This is a genomic window from Janthinobacterium silvisoli (genome assembly GCF_014200725.1).
GTDB lineage: Bacteria > Pseudomonadota > Gammaproteobacteria > Burkholderiales > Burkholderiaceae_D > Janthinobacterium.
This window is the reverse complement of the sequence record NZ_JACHCL010000006.1, coordinates 122,557-140,784: the sequence shown is the minus strand read 5'-3', so window position 1 is coordinate 140,784 and position 18,228 is coordinate 122,557. Positions and strand designations below refer to the sequence as shown.

18 protein-coding genes are annotated in these 18,228 nt (G+C 61.7%); 14 read left to right on the top strand and 4 right to left on the bottom strand.

What is annotated here, in order from left to right; all coding sequences use genetic code 11:
- The first annotated feature begins 43 nt into the window (after window positions 1-43).
- Window positions 44-2,425 carry a fimbria/pilus outer membrane usher protein gene (locus HDE75_RS22280; RefSeq protein WP_183680612.1) on the top strand — a complete coding sequence of 794 codons (2,382 nt, stop codon included), beginning with the start codon at window positions 44-46 and terminating at the stop codon, window positions 2,423-2,425.
- A complete protein-coding gene (locus HDE75_RS22275; RefSeq protein WP_183680609.1) occupies window positions 2,425-3,423 on the top strand; it encodes a Csu type fimbrial protein in 999 nt (332 codons plus the stop codon). Before HDE75_RS22280 ends, HDE75_RS22275 begins: the two co-directional genes overlap by 1 nt.
- Here HDE75_RS22275 and HDE75_RS22270 read toward each other — a convergent pair.
- Window positions 3,420-3,923 carry a Csu type fimbrial protein gene (locus HDE75_RS22270; protein WP_183680607.1) on the bottom strand — a complete coding sequence of 168 codons (504 nt, stop codon included), beginning with the start codon at window positions 3,921-3,923 and terminating at the stop codon, window positions 3,420-3,422. The two genes, HDE75_RS22275 and HDE75_RS22270, sit on opposite strands and share 4 nt — an antisense overlap.
- On the opposite strand from HDE75_RS22270, the gene HDE75_RS22265 reads away from it, so the two are divergent.
- Window positions 3,922-4,479: a winged helix-turn-helix transcriptional regulator gene (locus HDE75_RS22265; RefSeq protein ID WP_183680605.1), complete on the top strand. Its 558-nt coding sequence runs from the start codon at window positions 3,922-3,924 to the stop codon at window positions 4,477-4,479. The two genes, HDE75_RS22270 and HDE75_RS22265, sit on opposite strands and share 2 nt — an antisense overlap.
- A 73-nt stretch (window positions 4,480-4,552) precedes the next feature.
- Here the strand turns inward: HDE75_RS22265 and HDE75_RS22260 are convergent, their stop codons facing one another.
- Window positions 4,553-5,206, bottom strand: coding sequence for an FMN-binding negative transcriptional regulator (locus HDE75_RS22260; RefSeq protein ID WP_183680603.1), 654 nt, complete (start codon window positions 5,204-5,206; stop codon window positions 4,553-4,555).
- The gene (locus tag HDE75_RS22255; RefSeq protein WP_183680601.1) at window positions 5,207-5,668 is read right to left on the bottom strand and encodes an OsmC family protein; all 462 of its coding nucleotides are present in this window, start codon (window positions 5,666-5,668) and stop codon (window positions 5,207-5,209) included.
- A 107-nt stretch (window positions 5,669-5,775) separates the two neighbouring features.
- Between HDE75_RS22255 and pdxR the strand changes: the two genes are divergently transcribed.
- The 11 genes from pdxR (at window position 5,776) to HDE75_RS22200 (ending at window position 17,301) form a co-directional block, all read left to right on the top strand.
- Window positions 5,776-7,260, top strand: a complete 1,485-nt coding sequence (pdxR, locus tag HDE75_RS22250) for a MocR-like pyridoxine biosynthesis transcription factor PdxR (protein WP_183680599.1) — start codon at window positions 5,776-5,778, stop codon at window positions 7,258-7,260.
- A gap of 37 nt (window positions 7,261-7,297) precedes the next feature.
- Window positions 7,298-7,861 (top strand): DNA-3-methyladenine glycosylase I, encoded by a 564-nt coding sequence (locus HDE75_RS22245; protein WP_183680597.1) that lies wholly within the window; start codon window positions 7,298-7,300, stop codon window positions 7,859-7,861.
- The gene (gene mnmC1 / locus HDE75_RS22240; protein WP_183680595.1) at window positions 7,861-9,501 is read left to right on the top strand and encodes an FAD-dependent 5-carboxymethylaminomethyl-2-thiouridine(34) oxidoreductase MnmC1; all 1,641 of its coding nucleotides are present in this window, start codon (window positions 7,861-7,863) and stop codon (window positions 9,499-9,501) included. Before HDE75_RS22245 ends, mnmC1 begins: the two co-directional genes overlap by 1 nt.
- 110 nt (window positions 9,502-9,611) lie before the next feature.
- Window positions 9,612-10,121, top strand: a complete 510-nt coding sequence (locus HDE75_RS22235; protein ID WP_183680593.1) for a rhodanese-like domain-containing protein — start codon at window positions 9,612-9,614, stop codon at window positions 10,119-10,121.
- Between the two features lie 39 nt (window positions 10,122-10,160).
- Window positions 10,161-11,156 (top strand): serine O-acetyltransferase EpsC, encoded by a 996-nt coding sequence (epsC, locus tag HDE75_RS22230; RefSeq protein ID WP_183680591.1) that lies wholly within the window; start codon window positions 10,161-10,163, stop codon window positions 11,154-11,156.
- Between the two features lie 7 nt (window positions 11,157-11,163).
- A complete protein-coding gene (locus HDE75_RS22225; protein WP_260174260.1) occupies window positions 11,164-11,388 on the top strand; it encodes a helix-turn-helix domain-containing protein in 225 nt (74 codons plus the stop codon).
- A 250-nt stretch (window positions 11,389-11,638) separates the two neighbouring features.
- Window positions 11,639-12,568, top strand: coding sequence for a family 2A encapsulin nanocompartment shell protein (locus HDE75_RS22220; protein ID WP_183680586.1), 930 nt, complete (start codon window positions 11,639-11,641; stop codon window positions 12,566-12,568).
- The gene (locus HDE75_RS22215) at window positions 12,543-14,363 is read left to right on the top strand and encodes a family 2A encapsulin nanocompartment cargo protein cysteine desulfurase (RefSeq protein WP_183680584.1); all 1,821 of its coding nucleotides are present in this window, start codon (window positions 12,543-12,545) and stop codon (window positions 14,361-14,363) included. The genes HDE75_RS22220 and HDE75_RS22215 overlap by 26 nt, the downstream gene beginning before the upstream one ends.
- Before the next feature lie 185 nt (window positions 14,364-14,548).
- Window positions 14,549-15,277 carry a sensor histidine kinase gene (locus HDE75_RS22210; protein ID WP_311735151.1) on the top strand — a complete coding sequence of 243 codons (729 nt, stop codon included), beginning with the start codon at window positions 14,549-14,551 and terminating at the stop codon, window positions 15,275-15,277.
- A gap of 13 nt (window positions 15,278-15,290) precedes the next feature.
- On the top strand, window positions 15,291-17,021 hold the full coding sequence (locus HDE75_RS22205) for a tetratricopeptide repeat-containing response regulator (protein ID WP_183680582.1): 1,731 nt from the start codon (window positions 15,291-15,293) through the stop codon (window positions 17,019-17,021).
- Window positions 17,022-17,085: 64 nt separating this feature from the next.
- Window positions 17,086-17,301 carry a hypothetical protein gene (locus tag HDE75_RS22200; protein ID WP_183680580.1) on the top strand — a complete coding sequence of 72 codons (216 nt, stop codon included), beginning with the start codon at window positions 17,086-17,088 and terminating at the stop codon, window positions 17,299-17,301.
- A gap of 45 nt (window positions 17,302-17,346) precedes the next feature.
- On the opposite strand, the gene HDE75_RS22195 is transcribed toward HDE75_RS22200, so the two are convergent.
- The gene (locus tag HDE75_RS22195) at window positions 17,347-18,084 is read right to left on the bottom strand and encodes a PhaM family polyhydroxyalkanoate granule multifunctional regulatory protein (RefSeq protein WP_183680578.1); all 738 of its coding nucleotides are present in this window, start codon (window positions 18,082-18,084) and stop codon (window positions 17,347-17,349) included.
- Between the last annotated feature and the right edge of the window lie 144 nt (window positions 18,085-18,228).

The following is an 18,228-nucleotide window of genomic DNA, read 5'->3' as shown; positions in this document are numbered from 1 at the left end:
GTTTTCTTGTGCGCCATCACCATAGGCTTTACCTGGTTAAACCATGAAACGGTCACTGACATGGCGGGCCTGCTGGACTGCGCTGCTGCTCATGGGGGCGCCAGTGGCCAGGGCCGATGACGCGGCGGCGGCATCAGGAATCGTTTCTGGGGCGGTATCGGGAGCTGACCCCGGCCCGGCCAGCCTGCCGGGTAATCCGGCTGTATCGAATGAATTGTATCTGGAGGTGAGTGTGAATGCTGAGTCAACCGGGCTGATCTTGCGCTTTACCCAAGTGGGTAAGCGCTTGCGCGGCAATGTGGACGATTTGCGTCAGCTGGGACTGGATGCCGCGCGCCTTGGCGCACCGGGCCAGGCCGAGGTGGAGCTCGACGCGATTCCCGGTCTCAGCTATGAGTATGATGCCGCTCGCCAGAGCCTGTCCCTGACCGTCAGCGATGCGGTGCGGGCCCCTAATCTGGTCAATGCACGCAATACGGGGCGGATCCCGCCATCCCAGGTCACGCCCGGCGCCGTGCTCAATTACGAACTGTATTCCGAACTGGGCCAGACCCGCCGCACGGCCATTTTCAACGACTTGCGCTATTTCAATGACAGCGGCGTGTTCAGCAATACCGGGACGATCAATCTGGGCAGCAGCGCGTCAAAATACATGCGCTTTGACACTTTCTGGAATCACGCCAATCCCGACACCCTGGAAATGTGGCAGCTGGGCGACCTGATTTCGTCGTCGCTGGCCTGGAGCCGCTCGGTGCGCATCGGTGGCTTTCAATGGCGCAAGAATTTTCAGCTGCGCCCTGACTTATTGACCTTTCCGGTCGCCTCGGTCGATGGCACGGCGCTCGTGCCTTCGTCCCTGAGCCTGTATGTCAATGGGATACAGCAATATACGGCCAGCGTGCCCAGCGGTCCCTTCGTGCTCAATCAAGTCACCGGCATCAACGGCGCTGGCCAAGCCACTATCATCACGCATGATGCGCTGGGGCGCAGCGTGTCGACCACCTTGCCCCTGTATGTGGACACGCGCATGCTGGCCAAGGGATTGAGCGATTATTCGGTCGAGGCGGGCGTCTTGCGGCGCGACTATGGACAGCGTATGTTCGGCTATGAAAGCAGGCCGGTGGCCAGCGCCACGGGGCGTTATGGCGTCAGCGACGACCTGACCGTCGAAGGACATACGGAATTGTCGGCGGGCCTGTACCACGCGGGCGCGGGCGCCTTGTGGCGCATGGGGCAGAAGGGTGTACTCAATGGTTCGCTGTCGGCCAGCACGGGCAGCAGCAGCGGCCTGCAGCTCAGCGCCGGCTACCAGTACCTGAGTTCCCGCTTCAGCATCGATGCGCAAACCACGCGCGCCACCTCCGGCTTCGGCGACCTGGCGTCGCGCGACGGCAGTCCCATCGTGCGTACGGCCGACCGCGTTTCGCTGAATCTGCCGGTGCTGACGGGACAAAGTGTCAGTCTCAGCTATATCGCTTATACGACAGAAGGCCAGCCTGCATCGAAGATTGCCACGCTCGGTTATTCGGCTACGCTGTTGCACGGTCTGTTCCTCAATGCCAGCCTGTTCCAGGACTTGCGCGAGCGTGAAAAACGGGGCTTTTATTTTGGTCTGAGCATGGCGTTTGACAATAATGCTTCGGTCAACGCGAATACCAGCCGGCAGAACGGTGTGAACAGCCGCAGCATCGGTGCGCAGCGCGCTGCAGACTTCGGCGGCGGTGTGGGGTGGGCCGTGCAGTCGGGAGCGACGGGCAGCGTGAATTATCGGCAGGCCCAGGTCGATTACCTGGGCAACGATGGCCGCCTGACGGCGCGCGTCCAAGGCGGTGATGCGGGCAACGCGAGTTCCGTGGGCGCCTCTGGCGCACTGGTGCTGATGGATGGCCACGTAGCGATGACGCGGCAGGTGGGCAACGGCTTTGCGCTGGTGTCCACCGGCGGCGTGGCGGATGTGCCTGTGCTCAGTGAAAACCGGCAGATTGGCGTGACGGGCGGCAGTGGTTATCTGCTGGTGCCGAATCTGAATGCTTACGGTAATAACCAGATCAGCATCAACACGGATGACCTCAATGTCGATGCGCGCGTGCCGGTCTCCAATATCAATGTGGTGCCCAGGTCGCTGTCCGGCGTGCTGGCGTCTTTCCCCATCGAACGCTATAGCGCCGCCACCATCATTGTGCAAGACAGCACCGGCCATTTCATGGGAACCGGGCTGCCTGTATTGCATGTGCAAAGCGGCAAGAAAACCCTGGTGGGTTTTGACGGCGTGACCTTTGTCGATGACTTGCAGGCCGAGAACGATTTGCGCATCGGTGAGGGCGACAGCCTGTGCACGGTACACTTTGCCTACCAGCGCCCGGCGACCGGCCTGCCGGTGATCGGCCCCTTGCGCTGCATGCCTGTCACGCAAGGAGGCCAGTGATGCGCCGCCTGCTGATGGTGTTGCTGACGATAATCGGCTGCAGCTGGAGCGCTACGGCGTCCGCATGGAACTGTTCGGTCAGCATCAACAATATCGATTTCGGCAATATCAGTCCGATTTCCACCACAGACTATACGACCACGGGGACAGGTACCCTGACCTGCCAGTTTTTTTTGCTCGATCTGGGACCATTGCTTATTCCAACGGTGACGACGGTCGTTTCCCTGGGCCTGGGCACGAATTCGACCTCGGCCCTGCCGCGCAATCTGGGCAATGGCAGCAACCGTATCGAATACAACCTGTATGTGGACGGTAGTTATGCGACCCCCAAGATCTGGGGCGGCGCCAGCGTGCCGGGCGCACCGTCGACGATCAGCCCGACCTTTTCGAGCTTGCTGGGTATCGGTACCTTCAGCACGCCGTTTACCGTGTACGCGAAGATTCCGGCCGGAACTACCCTGCCATCCGTGCCCGTGGTGGGGAACAATAACAACACCGTCTATACGTCGACCCTGGTCGCTACCTATTCCGCCGCCGCCTGCGGGCTGCTGAGTATTATCGGTTGTCCCGTGAGCACTGGCAGCGCCAGTTTTAACGTCACTGCGACGGTGATCAACAATTGCACCATCCTTGCCAGCCCGATGGCATTCGTCAGTACCTCCGTGTTAAGCAGCAATGTGCGTAGCACGAGCAGTTTATCGGTGCGCTGCGCCAATGCCAGCTCCTACCAGATTGCCTTGAACGGTGGCAGCGTGACGGGCAACGTGGCCAACCGGCAAATGCGCAATACGGCCACCGGGGAAACGATCGGCTATCGCCTGGCGGCGACGCTCGATGGCGCCACTTTATGGGGCGATGGCACGGCCGGTACCAGCATGGTCACGGGCACGGGCACGGGCGCCACCGTGCCGCTGACCGTGTATGGCCTGGTGCCGGCGCAGGCTTCGCCCAGCCCGGGTGATTACAAGGATACCGTGATGGCGACGATTTATTTTTAAAAGGTAATCACAGTCAGGCCATTGCCGGAAGGCATAGCTTGCTGATGGATCAGATAAGGCGTGTTGTGGCGGCATTGTACCTGGTGACTATTGCGCTGCGAGACGATGGTGCAGGATTCCTGGATCACCAGGCTGGTCTGGAACGAGGCGGTGGCGGTACCGGCGTTGGTGGTCTGGCAGACGGAGAGAGCGAGCAGGGCAGGTAGAAAAGCAAACTTTAAAGCATTCATTGTGTACACATCGTGTGAAAAACGGGCGTGGGCAGCGTAATGCAGCTTCGCTGGCACCGTCTTTCGTAGCGGGATTGGGGTCTGTAAGAGAGAAGTATCTGTAACAGCCGTCATTGTACGGAAACCAGAAAAGTGTGATTTTGTGTGTATTTTCAAGCAGTCGCCATGGCGCAGCGATGACTCTTTATTTGATAGTAACTGAAGTTTGATGTTGCCGGTAAAAAACTTTTTTCGATTGTTGTGTTGGAATTTACGCGAGGAGATGATCATGAAACATACCAACTTTAACAACTTGCCTTGCCCGATCGCACGCAGTCTGGGCAAGGTAGGCGAGTGGTGGAGCATCCTCATTCTGCGCGAAGCATTTTATGGCAAGACGCGCTTCGACGAGTTCGAAAAAAGCCTGAAGATTGCGCCCACCATCTTGACGCGGCGCCTGGCCGACCTGGTGGAGGGCGGCTTGATGACGCGTCGCCTGTATTGCGCCAAGCCGCCACGCTACGATTATGTCTTGACCAAGTCCGGCCGTGCCTTCAAGCCGGTGCTGCTGGCCTTTATCGCCTGGGGCAATGAAAACTTCGCCCCCGAGGGCCCCAGCCTGGTGATCGCCAGCCGCGACACAGGCCTAGCCGCCGATCCGGTGCTGGTCGACGCTACCACCGGCTTGCCCATCAACGACGAGTATTATGCATTTGCGCCGGGACCTGCCGCCAGCGACAGCATGCGCAACATCATCCTGGAAGCGGAAAAGGGCAGCGGTTTCGTGCCCAAGCCGAAAGCGCCTGCCGCCAACCGCGGCTGGGTGGCGGAAGGGCATCTGGCTTAAGCAAGAGTGTCGCCTCGCGGCGTCATGGTGTCTCCTGTGAACCTCCTTGGGGCCGCGCAAGCGGCCTTTTTTTTTAGATATTCACCTGGCTTGTCATCAGCGCTCCCAATGCCTGCGCAGCATCCGGCATGTGGCTGGCGGTTAATCCGGCCGCCATGCGCGACTGGTCTTCTGCCGTGCGGTTTTGTCCCAGCTTCCATTTTCCCGTCAGGCGCGTGAGGGGAATCTCGATGCCGACGATGGCTGCTAACAGCTTGTCGATATAGCCGGCTGGCGCATCGGCCACGGCCCATGGCGTGGCCTGCTGCGCTTCATGCCGGGTTGTCAGGCGTTTGACCAGGGCCAGCAGCCAGACAGGATCGTCGATGGTCCGCAGCGGGCCGTGTCCATGCACTACCGCATAATTATAGGTAGGGACGACCTTGCCGCTCGCTTGTTTTTCTGCATACCAGGCCGGTGTGATGTAGCTGTGCGGACCCTGGAAAACCACCAGCACTTCCTGCGCAGGGTCTGCCGCGGCTGCATGCCATAGCGGATTGGCGCGCGCCACATGGGCGCGCAAGGTGCCGAACGGCGCCTCGGGCGTGGGGGCGGCGATCTCGAACGGCAGGTGGTCGGCCGTCAAGCCATCTGCATCCTGGTGCACCAGCGCGCCCAGTGGGTGCGCAGTGACCAGCCCATGCAGCACGTCCAGGCGCTCTTCGCGAAAACTGGCGGGCGTGTACATTCAGTTGGGCTCCTCGACGACGATCTCGGCCTTCAGGGAATTGGCGATGTAGCAGCGCGTGTGCGCGTCGTGGTGCAGCGCCGCCAATGCCTCGGCCGTGGGCGGCGTACCGGCAAAGATGATGCGGGGACGCAGCACGATGCGCGTAAAACCGGTGCGGCCATCAGCTTGTTTACCCATTTCACCCACCGCGTCGTCGCGGTAATCGTCGATGGTGTAGCCGCGCTGGGCAGCCAGCGACAAGAAGAACAGCATGTGGCAGCTCGAGGCTGCCGCCACCAGCGCTTCTTCCGGATCGACGTTGGCGGCCACCGACATCGGCAGCGGCACGGACAGGGGCGACGAGGAGGCGGGCACGCGCAGGCCGCCATCGAATTGCCATTCATGGCCACGGCTGTAGCGCTGGCTGGCGAAATCCTGGCCGGCACGCTGCCAACTGACGGTGGCGAAAAACTCTTGCATGGATAACTCCACGGTGTAAGGAGAGAGGACATATCTTAGCCCCAGTTTTGGCTATTTAAAATAACCAATAAATGCTATCTTGAAGCTACCAATTTGATATCGCGCTGATGCAAGCCTCCCATTTACACACCATGATCGCCGCGCTGCCGCTGGACCGCGCACTACCTGAGCCGCTATTCCGCCAGCTGTATGCGGGCCTCAAGGCCGCCATTCTCGATGGCAGCATCGGTCCCGGCATGCAGCTGCCGCCCACGCGCGACTTTTGCCAGTTGCTGGCGGTATCGCGCCAGACCGTGCTCAACGCCTATGCGCTGTTGACGGCTGAAGGCTATCTCGATGGCGCGGTAGGCAGGGGCACTTTTGTCAGCCGCGATGTACGCGTATCCATTGCACCCGCAGCGGCGGCGCCGGACTTGCTGCGGCCCCTGTCCGAACGGGGGCAGCGCGTGGTGAGGGCCATGGACCAGGTGGCGTTTCACCGGGGGCCATTGCGGGCTTTCCGCGTCGGCATGCCGCGCATCGACCATTTTCCATTCGATGTGTGGAACCGGCTGGAAGCGCGCCGCTGGCGCCATCCCGATCATCATTTTGGCTACAGCGATCCGGCCGGCTATCTGCCGCTGCGCGAGCTGCTGTGCGTGTACCTGCAAGCGTCGCGCGGCGTCCAGTGCACGCCGCAGCAGATCGTCATCACTTCGGGCTCGCAGCAGGCGCTGTTTTTGCTGTCGACGATTTTATTGGCGCCTGGCGATAGCGCCTGGATGGAGTCGCCCGGCTATCGTGGCGCCAGCGGGCCGCTGCGGGCGTCTGGTGCGCAGGTGTTTCCCGTACCCGTCGATGCACAGGGACTGGACGTGGCCTATGGCGCGATGCATTGTCCGCAAGCCAAACTGCTATATGTGACGCCGTCGCACCAGCTGCCGCTGGGCGTGAGCATGAGTTTACCGCGCCGCCTGGCTTTGCTGGCCTGGGCCGCGCAGCAGAAAGCGTGGGTGGTGGAAGACGATTACGACAGCGAATACCGCTACACGGGTGCGCCGCTGGCGTCATTGCAAAGCCTGGACCGGGCTGGCTGCGTGGTGTACGTGGGCACCTTGTCGAAAGTGCTGTTTCCTGGCTTGCGTCTCGGCTACATGGTGGCGCCGCCCGCGCTGGCCGAGGCGCTGGTGCAGGCCAAGGCCGTGGCTGACCGCCACACAGCCATCGTGCCGCAGATGGCGCTGGCGGACTTTATCGCCGAAGGCCATTTCGGCCGCCATATCCGGCGCACGCGCGACAGCAATGCCGAGCGGCGCGACCTGCTGTTGCGCGGCATCGCCCGCGAACTAGGCGACCAGCTGGCGTGCGGCCCGGCCGACAGCGGCCTGGAACTGTGCGCCTACTTTCGCCATGCGCACCACGAGGAAGAAGCCGTCGCGCGCGCGGGCCTGGAACGCGGCGTCGAACTGCGTCCGCTGGGCCACTACGCCGATCCTGCTGCCGGCCCTGCATGCGCCACGCCGCCCGGACTGCTGCTGGGATTTGCGGCCATTCCACCGGCCGAGATCGAACATGGCTTGCGCGAGCTGGGGCGCATACTGCGCGGCCGATAATCTATACTGACGGCCTGCCTAATCAGGAAAAAATACCATGACCATCACCCGCTGCTCCTGGGCCAATCCGGCCAATCCACGCTATGTCGAGTACCACGACACAGAATGGGGCGTGCCCTGCCACGATGAGCGGCGGCTGTTCGAGATGCTGAACCTGGAAGGCGCGCAGGCGGGCCTGAGCTGGGAAACCATCCTCAATAAACGCGAAACCTACCGTACCGCCTTTGATGGCTGGGATGCGGAAAAGATCGCCGCCTATGGCCCGGACAAGGTGGCGCAATTGCTGGCCGACCCGGGCATCGTGCGCAACCGCCTCAAAGTTGCGGCCGCCATCACGAATGCGCAAGCGTACCTGCGCCTGCGCGCGGAAGGACTGACGCTCGACAGCTTCTTGTGGAGCTACGTCGATGGCCAGCCCATCGTCAATGCCTGGCAGCCCGGTGAGTTTCCCGCCAAGACGGCCTTGTCGGACCGCCTCTCGAAAGACTTGGCCAAACGCGGCTTCAAGTTCGTCGGCTCGACCATCATCTACGCCTATATGCAGGGCATCGGCATGGTCAATGACCACGCGCCTAGCTGTTTTTGCCGCACGGCTGCCTGATGTCGTTCGACACCATCGTCGCGCTCGATACGGATTTCGACAGCGCGCGGTTTGGCGCCGTTTGCATCCGCCATGGCGGGCAGCGGCTGCATTTCATTGCGCTGGCGCCCCGTCCCGTCGATGCCGGCCAGTTGCCGGAACCGTGGCGCAAGCAGTGGCCGCCCTTTGTGCCAGGCCTGCACCGCATGCTGTCGCCCGATGGCCTGGTCACGCTCGACTTGCTGATCGGCGACGTGGATGCCGGCCTGGCGCAACTGTCTGCGCGCATCGATGAAATCTGGCTGGCGGCTGTGCCGTCATCCTTGACGGTGCTGGCGCGGTTGATGGCCGATGGCGCCCATTTGTACGCCGCGCAGCTGGGCGATGGGCAGCGCGCGGCCTTGCAAAAGGCCGGTTTTGTGTTTGACGACAGCCGTTTGCGCGCCGTGTTTCAACGTCGTGGGGCAGGGCCGGCGCTTGCTGTCAAACCGGAGCGGCGCGCCATCGTGATTGGCGCGGGTCTGGCCGGCGCCGCCGCCTGCGAGCGGCTGGCGGCGCGCGGCTGGCGACTGACCTTGATTGAACGCCATGGCCAGCCGGCCAGCGAGGCGTCGGGCAACCTGGCCGGCATCTTCATGCCGCAACTGTCGAAAGACGATAACGTGGCCACGCGCCTGGTGCGCGCCGCCTACCTGTATGCGCTGCGCCACTGGCAAACCCTGGGAGGCGTGGGCACGGGATACGAAGGTGAGCAATGCGGCGTGCTGCAATTGGCGCGCGACGCGCAGCACGCGCAGGTACAGCGGCAGATCGCCGCCACCGCCTTGCCACCCCCCGAATTTGCCCGCTGGCTGGAAGCACCTGAAGCGTCCACCATGCTAGGCTCACCGGCGCCACACGGCGCCTGGTGGTTTGCCCAAGGCGGCTGGGCGCGCCCGTCCAGCGTATGCGCAGCCATGCTGGACGCCTGTGGTAGCTTGCTGACGCGGCGTTTTTCACGCAGCGCCGTCACTCTGCAAAGAGAACAGGATGAATGGCTGGTGCGCGATGGCGATGGCAGCTTGATCGCCCAGGCGCCCACCGTAATTCTGGCGGCCGGCAATGGCGCCATACATTTGGCACAGGCGGCCAGCCTGCCGCTCGATGCGGTGCGTGGACAAGTCACGCATCTGGCGCAAGGCAGCTTGCCCGAGCTGCCGTTTGTGCTGTGCCGTGAAGCCTATATGACGCCGGCCCACCAAGGCATCGTCTGCGTGGGCGCCACCTACGATGCGGACGGTGACGCTTCCTTGCGCGCCACCAGCCAGCAGGAAAATATCGGCAAGGTCGCCGATATCCTGGGCGTGCCATCGTTCGATGCCCCGCTGGCCGGGCGCACCGGTTTTCGCTGCGTGGCGCCGGACCGCTTGCCGCTGGCGGGTGCCTTGCCTAATCCTTCCGTGCCGGGCCGCTGTGAACGCCTGCGCGACGTGCCGCGCTGGCCGGGCCTGTTCGGTTTGCTGGGCTATGCCTCGCGCGGTTTGATCTGGGCGCCGCTGGCGGCCGAATTACTGGCCTGCCAGCTGGAAGGTGAACCGCTGCCGGTCGAAGTCCAACTGGCTGAAGCGTTAGACCCGGGTAGATTCTTGTTACGCGAACGGCGGCGCAGCGGCGCAGCCTAGTCATATACGTTTTTCATCTTTCCATTCTCTTTTTTATTTGTTTTCTGAACAAGGCAAGTTCGCTACAGTGGGCTCGTGCTGGTTTTTTGATGACGTAAAGAGGTGGAATCATGGCCGTAACAGTGGCAGCAACAGAATTGAATTTCGATCCCCGCGCCATCCATGGCGACGGGGCGTTTGAGGCAGTGCTCAATGCTGCGCGCGCCCAGGCGCAAGCGCAAAACCTGCCGTATGCCGGCATCGTCAGCGCGCAAGACGCCTGGCAGCTGGTACAGGCCAACAAGGCGCTGCTGGTTGATGTGCGAACGAATGAAGAGCGCATCTTTGTCGGTCATGTACCCGAGTCCTTGCACGTGGCATGGGCCACCGGCACGTCCATGAACCGCAACCCCCGTTTCACGCGTGAACTGGAAGCCAAGGTGCGCGACAAGGCGGCCGTGGTGCTGCTGCTTTGCCGCAGCGGCAAGCGTTCGGCGCTGGCTGCCGAAGCCGCGGCCAAGGCCGGCTTTACGAACGTCTTCAATATCGCGCAAGGCTTCGAGGGCGACCTCGACGACCAGCAGCAGCGTGGCCACAGCGGTGGCTGGCGCTGGCATGCCTTACCCTGGTTACAGGATTAATCGCTCCCTCCGTTCTTTCCCCCTCCACCCAGGACCATCATGAACCAGCGTGCCTTGCCTACGGGCGCCACCGCCTCCCTCCCTGCGCAGCCGCAGTGGGAATTGCGCCAGATTGTCGATGAATTGCGCACGGTGCGCGAGCGCTGGCGCGAAGGTTTGCTACGGCATCAGGAATGCGGCGCGCGCGAATTCCCTTCGCGCCAGCACTTGCGCGATATCGTCGCTGCCCTGTGCGCGGCGCTGTTCCCGATGCGTTTGGGACCGCTCGACCTGCAGCAGGAAAGCGAAGATTTTTTTGTCGGCCACACGCTCGACACGACCTTGACCAATCTGCATGAACAGGTGCGGCGCGAGCTCAGTTACCACGCGCGCCAGCATGGCTTGCAGCAGACTGTGCCCATCGAACAGCAGGCGCTGGCCATCGTGCAGCGCTTCGCCCGAGCCTTGCCGCGCATCCGCGCCCAGCTCGACACCGACGTGCAGGCCGCCTTCCATGGCGACCCGGCCGCGCACAGTGTCGATGAAGTGCTGCTGTGCTATCCCGGTATTTTGGCCATCATCCATTACCGGCTGGCGCACAGCCTGCACGTGCTGGGTGCGCCGCTGGTGGCGCGCATCATCGCCGAAGTGGCGCATTCGCAGACGGGCATCGATATCCATCCGGGCGCCGTCATCGGGTCCAGTTTTTTCATCGACCACGGCACTGGCGTGGTGATCGGCGAGACGGCCATCATCGGCGAGCGCGTACGCATCTACCAAGCCGTGACATTGGGCGCCAAACGCTTCCCTGCAGGTAGCGACGGCGTGCTGAAAAAAGGCCTGGCGCGCCACCCTATCGTGCAGGACGATGTCGTGATTTATGCGGGCGCCACCATCCTGGGCCGGGTGACCATAGGCCAGGGTTCCGTCATCGGCGGCAATGTCTGGCTGACGCGTAACGTGGCGCCGCACAGCCATGTGACACAGGCGCAGAACCACCAGGAAGTACCACGCGAAACCGATGCCGTGGCCGCTTCCTATACCCATCAACCTTGAGGACACGATGCTGATCAAACAGTTTGGACTGGCCGTGCGCCAGTTACGCGAAGGACATGGCTGGTCGCAGGAGCGGCTGGCTGAAGCGGCCGACTTGAACCGCTCCTTTATCGGCGAAATCGAACGGGGCGCCGCCACGCCATCGCTGCTGACGGTGGAAAAACTGGCTAGCGCCCTGGGCATCGGCCTGGCCAGCCTGATGGAGCGTTGCGAACCGGAGCTGGTGGATTAATACGAGACGTAACGACACCTAACAAAACCGTAGCGAGCGGAAGCGAGTTGTGGTCGAGAAGCGGAGCTGTGCGTCGCACGGGGCCGCCGAGGCAGTGAGCATCGGAGACTGCAAATCGTGACGCGCAGTAGGTTTTGTTTGGTGTAAGGCCAGACTTGGTGGCGATAGCATGTTGAGAGAAATGGGGAGGCCGTCGATACTTTATTTGTTTTTCAGATAAGCATATTCATTTTCCTCATTAGGAGTATTCATGGCAGAAGCACCCGAGAGTCAATTTGCGCTTGGCGATAACGCAGCGCGCCAGTTGGCCAATGCAAGCAAGAGCGTTCCCCAGTTATCCACCATCACGCCGCGCTGGCTCGTGCATTTGCTGCAGTGGCTGCCCGTGGAAGCAGGTATCTATCGCCTGAACCGTGTCAAGAATCCGAAAGACGTGCGCGTCGCCTGCTCTCAGCGCGACGAGTCGGAACTGCCGCAAACCTTTGTCGACTACGAAGAACAGCCGCGCGAATACTTCCTCAACGCCGTCAGCACCGTGCTCGACGTTCACACCCGCGTGTCGGACCTGTACAGCAGCCCGCACGACCAGATCAAGGAACAGCTGCGCCTGACGATCGAGACGATCAAGGAACGCCAGGAAAGCGAACTGATTAACAACCCCGATTACGGCCTGCTGGCCAGCGTGCACGACGACCAGCGCATCTTCACCCTGACGGGCGCGCCGACGCCGGACGACCTCGACGAATTGCTGACCAAGGTATGGAAAGAGCCTGGCTTCTTCCTGGCCCACCCGCTGGCGATTGCCGCCTTTGGCCGCGAATGCACGCGCCGTGGCGTGCCGCCGCCGACCGTCAGCCTGTTCGGTTCGCAGTTCCTGACCTGGCGAGGCGTGCCGCTGGTGCCGTCCGATAAACTGCCGATCGAAGACGGCAAGACCAAGATCATCCTGCTGCGCGTGGGCGAACAGCGCCAGGGCGTGATCGGCCTGTTCCAGCCTGGCCTGGCGGGCGAGCAAAGCCCTGGCCTGTCGGTACGTTTCATGGGCATCAACCGCCATGCGATTTCGTCCTACCTGATTTCGCTGTATTGCTCGCTGGCCGTGCTGACCGACGATGCGGTGGCCGTACTGGAAGACGTGGAGATCGGTAAATACCATGACTACCCAGACACCTACAAGTAATGGTGTGGCGGCGCTGGCGCCGTCTTCACCGCCTGCATCCCTGCTGCCCGACGAAGCGACCCTGAACCGCCTGGCAGGCGAGTTTTTCGCGCGCCTGCCAGGGCTGCCCACTGCCTTGGACAAGTCGCCCAGCCTGGGCGGCTCGGGCAGCGTGCTCGATGCTGCGCCCCGTTATGCCAACCGTCCGCCGCCGCAGCCGGGACCATCGTTTGCGGCTATCGCCCCTGGCGTGGCGACGGCGCAAGTGCCACCCGTCACGCCGCCGCTGGAAGTGCCGGTAGCGCCTGCGCCGGCTTCCGTGCCGACGCCGCGCGCTTCTGCGATTGCTGCGCCGTCACCGTATTATTTTCTCGGTGGCGCGCATGGCTATCCTGCGTCGAACGGCAATCTCGATGGACTGGCAAGACAGGGGCAGGGGAACACTGGCGACCATGATTTACGCGGCCTGTTTTCTGCTCCCGAGCGTGCGCCCGCGCGCCAGTTGCCGCTCACGCCAGCGGGGGGCCAGCCCGAGTTTTATTTCCAGACCGTGCTGCCGGCAAGGCAGGAAGCCAGGGCGCATCACCAGACACCGGCTGCTTTCGACGTGCATGCCGTGCGCCGCGATTTTCCCGTGCTGTCCGAGCGGGTCAAGGGCAAGCAGCTGGCCTGGTTCGACAATGCCGCCACCACGCACAAGCCGCAATCGGTGATCGACCGTATCGCGTATTTTTACGCGCACGAAAATTCGAACATTCACCGCGCCGCGCATGAACTGGCGGCCCGCGCCAGCGATGCGTATGAAGCGGCGCGCGCCAAGGTGGCCAACTTCCTGGGCGCTGGCTCGCCCAATGAAATCATCTTCGTGCGCGGCGCTACCGAAGGCATCAACCTGATCGCCAATACCTTCGGGCGCAAGTTCATCGGCGCCGGCGACGAGATCATCGTCTCGCAGCTGGAACACCACGCCAATATCGTGCCGTGGCAGCAGCTGGCGGCGGAAAAGGGCGCCACCCTGCGCGTCATTCCCGTCGACGACAGCGGCCAGATCATCCTCGATGAATTCCGCAAACTGCTTAACGGCCGCACCAAACTGGTGTCCGTGACACAGGTGTCGAATGCGCTGGGCACCGTCACGCCGATAGCGCAGATCATTGCGCTGGCGCATGCGGCTGGTGTGCGCGTGGTAGTCGATGGCGCGCAGGCGGTCTCGCATTTGCGGGTCGATGTGCAGGCGCTCGATGCCGACTTTTATGTGTTTTCGGGCCACAAGGTATTCGGCCCGACGGGCATAGGCGCCGTGTACGGCAAGGCCGATTTGCTGGAGCAATTGCCGCCATGGCAGGGCGGCGGCAACATGATCGCCGACGTGACGTTCGAGCGCACGGTCTACCAGGGCGTACCGAACCGTTTCGAGGCGGGCACCGGTAATATCGCCGACGCCGTGGGCCTGGGCGCAGCGATCGATTATGTGCAGCGCATCGGCCTGGAAAACATCGCCGCCTACGAACACGCCCTGCTCGAATATGCCACGCACCACCTGCAAGCGATACCGGGCGTGCGCCTGATCGGCACGGCGCTGGACAAGGCCAGCGTGGCGTCCTTCGTGCTGGCCGGTTACGAGCCGTCGGAAGTGGGCCACGCGCTCAATGAAGAAGGCATTGCCGTGCGTTCTGGCCACCATTGCGCCCAGCCGATTCTGCGCCGCTTCGGCGTGGAAGCGACGGTGCGCCCCTCGTTCGCGTTTTATAACACCTACGAGGAAATCGACCGCTTGATCACGGTGGTGCGGCGCCTGGCTGGCGCACGGCGCTGATACCGCCAGCATGCATTACTTGATGCCGTCCCGTGTTGTACGCGGGGCGGCATTTTTTATGGTGTTTGTGCTATCTCACCGACTTCTGCGCTATGCTGGCTGATGCGCTATCACGGGCGGTATAATTTGCTTGTGGCAACATTTGAGCCGCGGCGCGGTGCCGCTGGCGCCCAAGGAGATATCCGGTGGAAGATCAACACAGCTCGCCCGAGCTTTTCCTGTTCCTGGCGTCGACCGTGCACGACATGAAAAATTCAATCAGCGTCTTGAGTGGCACGCTGGAATCCCTGCTGGCAGCCGAACAGGCCAGGGCGGATATCGACGCGGCGCAGAATGCTCCGGCCTACCTGCAGATGGCGCAGATGCTGTACCAGACCAAGCGCCTCAACGATAACCTGATCCAGCTACTGGCCCTGTACAAGGAAGTAGGCAAGCCCGGCTACCCCTTCGATGTGCAGCCGCAACTGGTGGCGCAAGTGGTCGAGCAGGTGGTGGACCAGGAAAAAATCCTGCTCGCCTCCAAGGGCATACGGCTGGAAACCGATTTCCCTCTTGAGCTGATCTGGACGCTCGATGAAGATTTGGTGATCGGCGTGCTGGCGCACGCCATCAACAACGCCATCCGCTATACCAAAGACACGATACGCCTGTCTGCGCGGGAGGTGGACGCGGTGCTCGAATTGCGCGTGGAAGACAATGGCGAAGGCTATTCGCAGGCGCTGATCGAGGCAGGCAGCGCCGCCATGAACGGCATGCAGGCAGGCGTGGATTTTTCTACCAATAGCACCGGGCTGGGCCTGTATTTTTCCAGCGAGGTCGCCAAGATGCATAAGTACCGGGGCCAGAGCGGCAGCATCGCGCTGGCCAATGGCGGCGCCCTGGGCGGCGGTTGCTTCATCCTGCGTTTGCCCTGAGCGAGCTATCACCATGACGACGGAAAACAAGGGCAGCGCCATCGAGGCCGGGTCCACTGATTGGGCCGACAAGCATTATCTGCTGGTCGACGACTTCATCGGCATCCGCATCCTGCTGCGTGAATCGCTGCGCAACCTGGGTGCGCGCCATATCGACCAGGCGGCCAGCGGCGGCGAAGCCATGAAGCTGCTGGCCAAGACGCGCTACGACGTGGTGCTGTGCGATTACAATCTGGGCGAGGGCAAGAACGGCCAGCAAGTGCTGGAAGAGACGCGCGTGCGCAACCTGACGGCGCCGTCCAGCGTGTGGCTGATGGTGTCGGCCGAAAAAAGCGTGGAATCGGTGATGGGCGCGGCCGAACACCAGCCCGATGCTTATTTGATCAAGCCGATCACGGAAGGCGTGCTGCTGACGCGTTTGAACCGCGTGTGGCACAAGAAGCAGGTGTTCCGCGAAATCGACCAGGCTTGCCTGGAAAAGGATTATCTGCGGGCGGCCAGGCTGTGCGACGCGCAGATCGAATTGAACAAGCTGCACGAGCTGGAATTGCTGCGCATGAAGGCCAGTTTGCTGCTGAAAAGCGGCGAGCCGGAAAAGGCCCGTGCCGTGTATGAAAAAGTGTTGGCCGAGCGTGATTACAGCTGGGCCAAGGCGGGTCTGGGCAAGATCCGCATGAACAACGGCGAACATGAGGCGGCGCGGCAGATCTTCCAGGGCGTGATCGTTGAAAACAAGTATTACATCGACGCCTACGACCAGATGGCGGTCGCCTACCAGTTGATGGGACAGCATGAAGAAGCCTGCGGCGTGCTGGAAAAAGCCGCCCGGTTGTCGCCCAATTCCGTGCCGCGCCAGCGCAACCTGGGACTGGCGGCGCTGAAGATCGGTAATGTTCCGATGGCGGAAAAGGCCTTCCGCAAATGCGTGTCCATCGGCGAGTTTTCTGTCATGAAGACGCCCGATGCCTATCTGGGCCTGGCGCGCGTCTGCGGCATGAAAAACGTCGCCAAGGAAGCGCTGCAATGGCTGTTGCTGGCGCAGCGCGAATTTCCGCCCGAGCAGATCGGCTTGCGGGCCAAGATCACGGAAGGCATGGTGCATCACGAAACCGGGGACTACCGGCGCGCGCGCAAGTGCGGTGATGAACTTGAAGCGATGCTGGCCGAGGACCCCGTGCGGCCCGAAAAAAGCATCTGCATGGAGCTGGCCACCTTGCTGTTTGCCGTCGGCGTCAAGGATGCGCCGGCCGGCCTGCTGTGCTATGTGGTCAAAAATAACCATGACAACCAGGTGGTGCAGGATGAAGTACAAAAGATCTTCGACAAGGCGAAGATGGGTGATGAGGGCGCTAGCCTGATCAATGCGGCACGCAAGGAAGCGTCGGATCTGATGAACAAGGGTGTGCTGCTATGGAAAACCGATAAGCTCAACGAGGCGGTCGAATGGATGCGCGCGGCGCGTGAAAAACTGCCGAATAATCTGCGCATCCTGTTCAACTCGGCGCAAATCATCGTGTCCTTTTTGCAGCAGCGGGGCTACCAGCAGGCGCTTTCCGAAGAGGCGATGGAAGTGTTGTTATATGTAGACAAAATTGCACCGGGACAGCAACGTTTCGCCCAATTGATGGAGCAACTGTTGCAACTGACTCCGCCGCCCGCGCCAGAAGGGGAGGCCGTGGTGCTTGAAAAAGCCGTGGCTGTGGCGGAAAAATCCGCAAAACCTGTGCGTGGCCGTGTCGGATGATAAACTAGGGGCCAGCGTCGGCTTGCCCGCGCTGGAGTTGCTTTATAACAATAAGGATGAAAATATGCGTGATGTGGTCAATGAAGTCTACAAAAAAATGAAAGTCGGCAGCATCGCCTGGGTACGCCCGGTAGCCGCCAAGGGTGACACGCTGGAAACATTCCAGAGCTCGTACGAGCATGCCAAGGCGCTGGCCGACGAAGGCCTGATCACCATCGGTGACGTCAAACGCCAGGCAGACAATTTGATCGAGGCGATCCGCATTCACCGCATCGCCTGACCATGTGCTGACGGCAGCACTGCCTGCTGACTAGCTGTTTGCTATTTACTTTTTGCTTGTCGCCGCAGGCTTGGCCGCAGCGCGCTTCACGGTTGCCTTGCGGGCTGGTGCCTTGGCCTTGACGGTGCTTTTCCCTGCGCTTCTTCCTATGTTCGCGCCCGTACCTGACTCTGCCGGTTTGGCCCGTTTGCTGGCCGGTGCTTTGGCGTTATCTCCCGAACCCGCCGCACTACTGGGTGTTTCGGGCGACATGGCGGTCGAGACGGCCTGTTTGAATTGATCCTGCAATAAATTCCACCAAGCATTTGGATTAGCCAGCTGGGCCGCTGCATGGCTGCTGGCCTCGCTAGCTGCCGGGGCTGCTTCGGGCGCTGGCGCTGGTACAGGCGCCGCTGCAGGGGCGCTCGCCGGTGGCGCAGGCTGCTGGAAGAAGGCGGATGCGTAGGGCGCCGATTCAAACAGCGACTTTTCGCTGGCGTCAGGCTGGCTCATGGCTGCCGCCAGCGAAGCGCCCATCGATTTCAAGGTGGCGATGGTGCCGCGCTGCACTTCCAGCGCCTGAATACTGCCGCGCAGCATGCTGGTATTCAAGTTCAGCCAGGCTTCGACCGCCTTCAAGTCATTGATTTTCTTGTCCAGTTCCTCCACCGACAGGGTGGGCGCGGTGATGCCGGGCACCCCCATGCCAGGCACGCTCATGCTGCCCCACAAGTTTTTGACGAAGTCGAGTGTATCGCTCACAACTGCTGCACCGGGCATCTGGGGCATTTGCGGGTAGTCCATGCGGTAGTCTCCTGGTAGGTTTATACCCTTAGCCTAGCAGATATCAGCTTGCAACTGACACAATCTGGCGTACATTTTTCATCTACATTTTCTTACATAAAAGCTGATCTGTAGCGTGGCGCTCTGCGGCAGAATTAGTGCAAG

Excerpts from the sequence above, each read along its gene's own strand:
- HDE75_RS22280 (WP_183680612.1), top strand. The coding sequence starts at position 44 with ATGAAACGGTCACTGACATGGCGGGCCTGCTGGACTGCGCTGCTGCTC.
- HDE75_RS22275 (WP_183680609.1), top strand. The coding sequence starts at position 2,425 with ATGCGCCGCCTGCTGATGGTGTTGCTGACGATAATCGGCTGCAGCTGG.
- HDE75_RS22265 (WP_183680605.1), top strand. The coding sequence starts at position 3,922 with ATGAAACATACCAACTTTAACAACTTGCCTTGCCCGATCGCACGCAGT.
- HDE75_RS22270 (WP_183680607.1), bottom strand. The coding sequence starts at position 3,923 with ATGATCATCTCCTCGCGTAAATTCCAACACAACAATCGAAAAAAGTTT.
- HDE75_RS22260 (WP_183680603.1), bottom strand. The coding sequence starts at position 5,206 with ATGTACACGCCCGCCAGTTTTCGCGAAGAGCGCCTGGACGTGCTGCAT.
- HDE75_RS22255 (WP_183680601.1), bottom strand. The coding sequence starts at position 5,668 with ATGCAAGAGTTTTTCGCCACCGTCAGTTGGCAGCGTGCCGGCCAGGAT.
- pdxR (WP_183680599.1), top strand. The coding sequence starts at position 5,776 with ATGCAAGCCTCCCATTTACACACCATGATCGCCGCGCTGCCGCTGGAC.
- HDE75_RS22245 (WP_183680597.1), top strand. The coding sequence starts at position 7,298 with ATGACCATCACCCGCTGCTCCTGGGCCAATCCGGCCAATCCACGCTAT.
- mnmC1 (WP_183680595.1), top strand. The coding sequence starts at position 7,861 with ATGTCGTTCGACACCATCGTCGCGCTCGATACGGATTTCGACAGCGCG.
- HDE75_RS22235 (WP_183680593.1), top strand. The coding sequence starts at position 9,612 with ATGGCCGTAACAGTGGCAGCAACAGAATTGAATTTCGATCCCCGCGCC.
- epsC (WP_183680591.1), top strand. The coding sequence starts at position 10,161 with ATGAACCAGCGTGCCTTGCCTACGGGCGCCACCGCCTCCCTCCCTGCG.
- HDE75_RS22225 (WP_260174260.1), top strand. The coding sequence starts at position 11,164 with ATGCTGATCAAACAGTTTGGACTGGCCGTGCGCCAGTTACGCGAAGGA.
- HDE75_RS22220 (WP_183680586.1), top strand. The coding sequence starts at position 11,639 with ATGGCAGAAGCACCCGAGAGTCAATTTGCGCTTGGCGATAACGCAGCG.
- HDE75_RS22215 (WP_183680584.1), top strand. The coding sequence starts at position 12,543 with ATGACTACCCAGACACCTACAAGTAATGGTGTGGCGGCGCTGGCGCCG.
- HDE75_RS22205 (WP_183680582.1), top strand. The coding sequence starts at position 15,291 with ATGACGACGGAAAACAAGGGCAGCGCCATCGAGGCCGGGTCCACTGAT.
- HDE75_RS22200 (WP_183680580.1), top strand. The coding sequence starts at position 17,086 with ATGCGTGATGTGGTCAATGAAGTCTACAAAAAAATGAAAGTCGGCAGC.
- HDE75_RS22195 (WP_183680578.1), bottom strand. The coding sequence starts at position 18,084 with ATGGACTACCCGCAAATGCCCCAGATGCCCGGTGCAGCAGTTGTGAGC.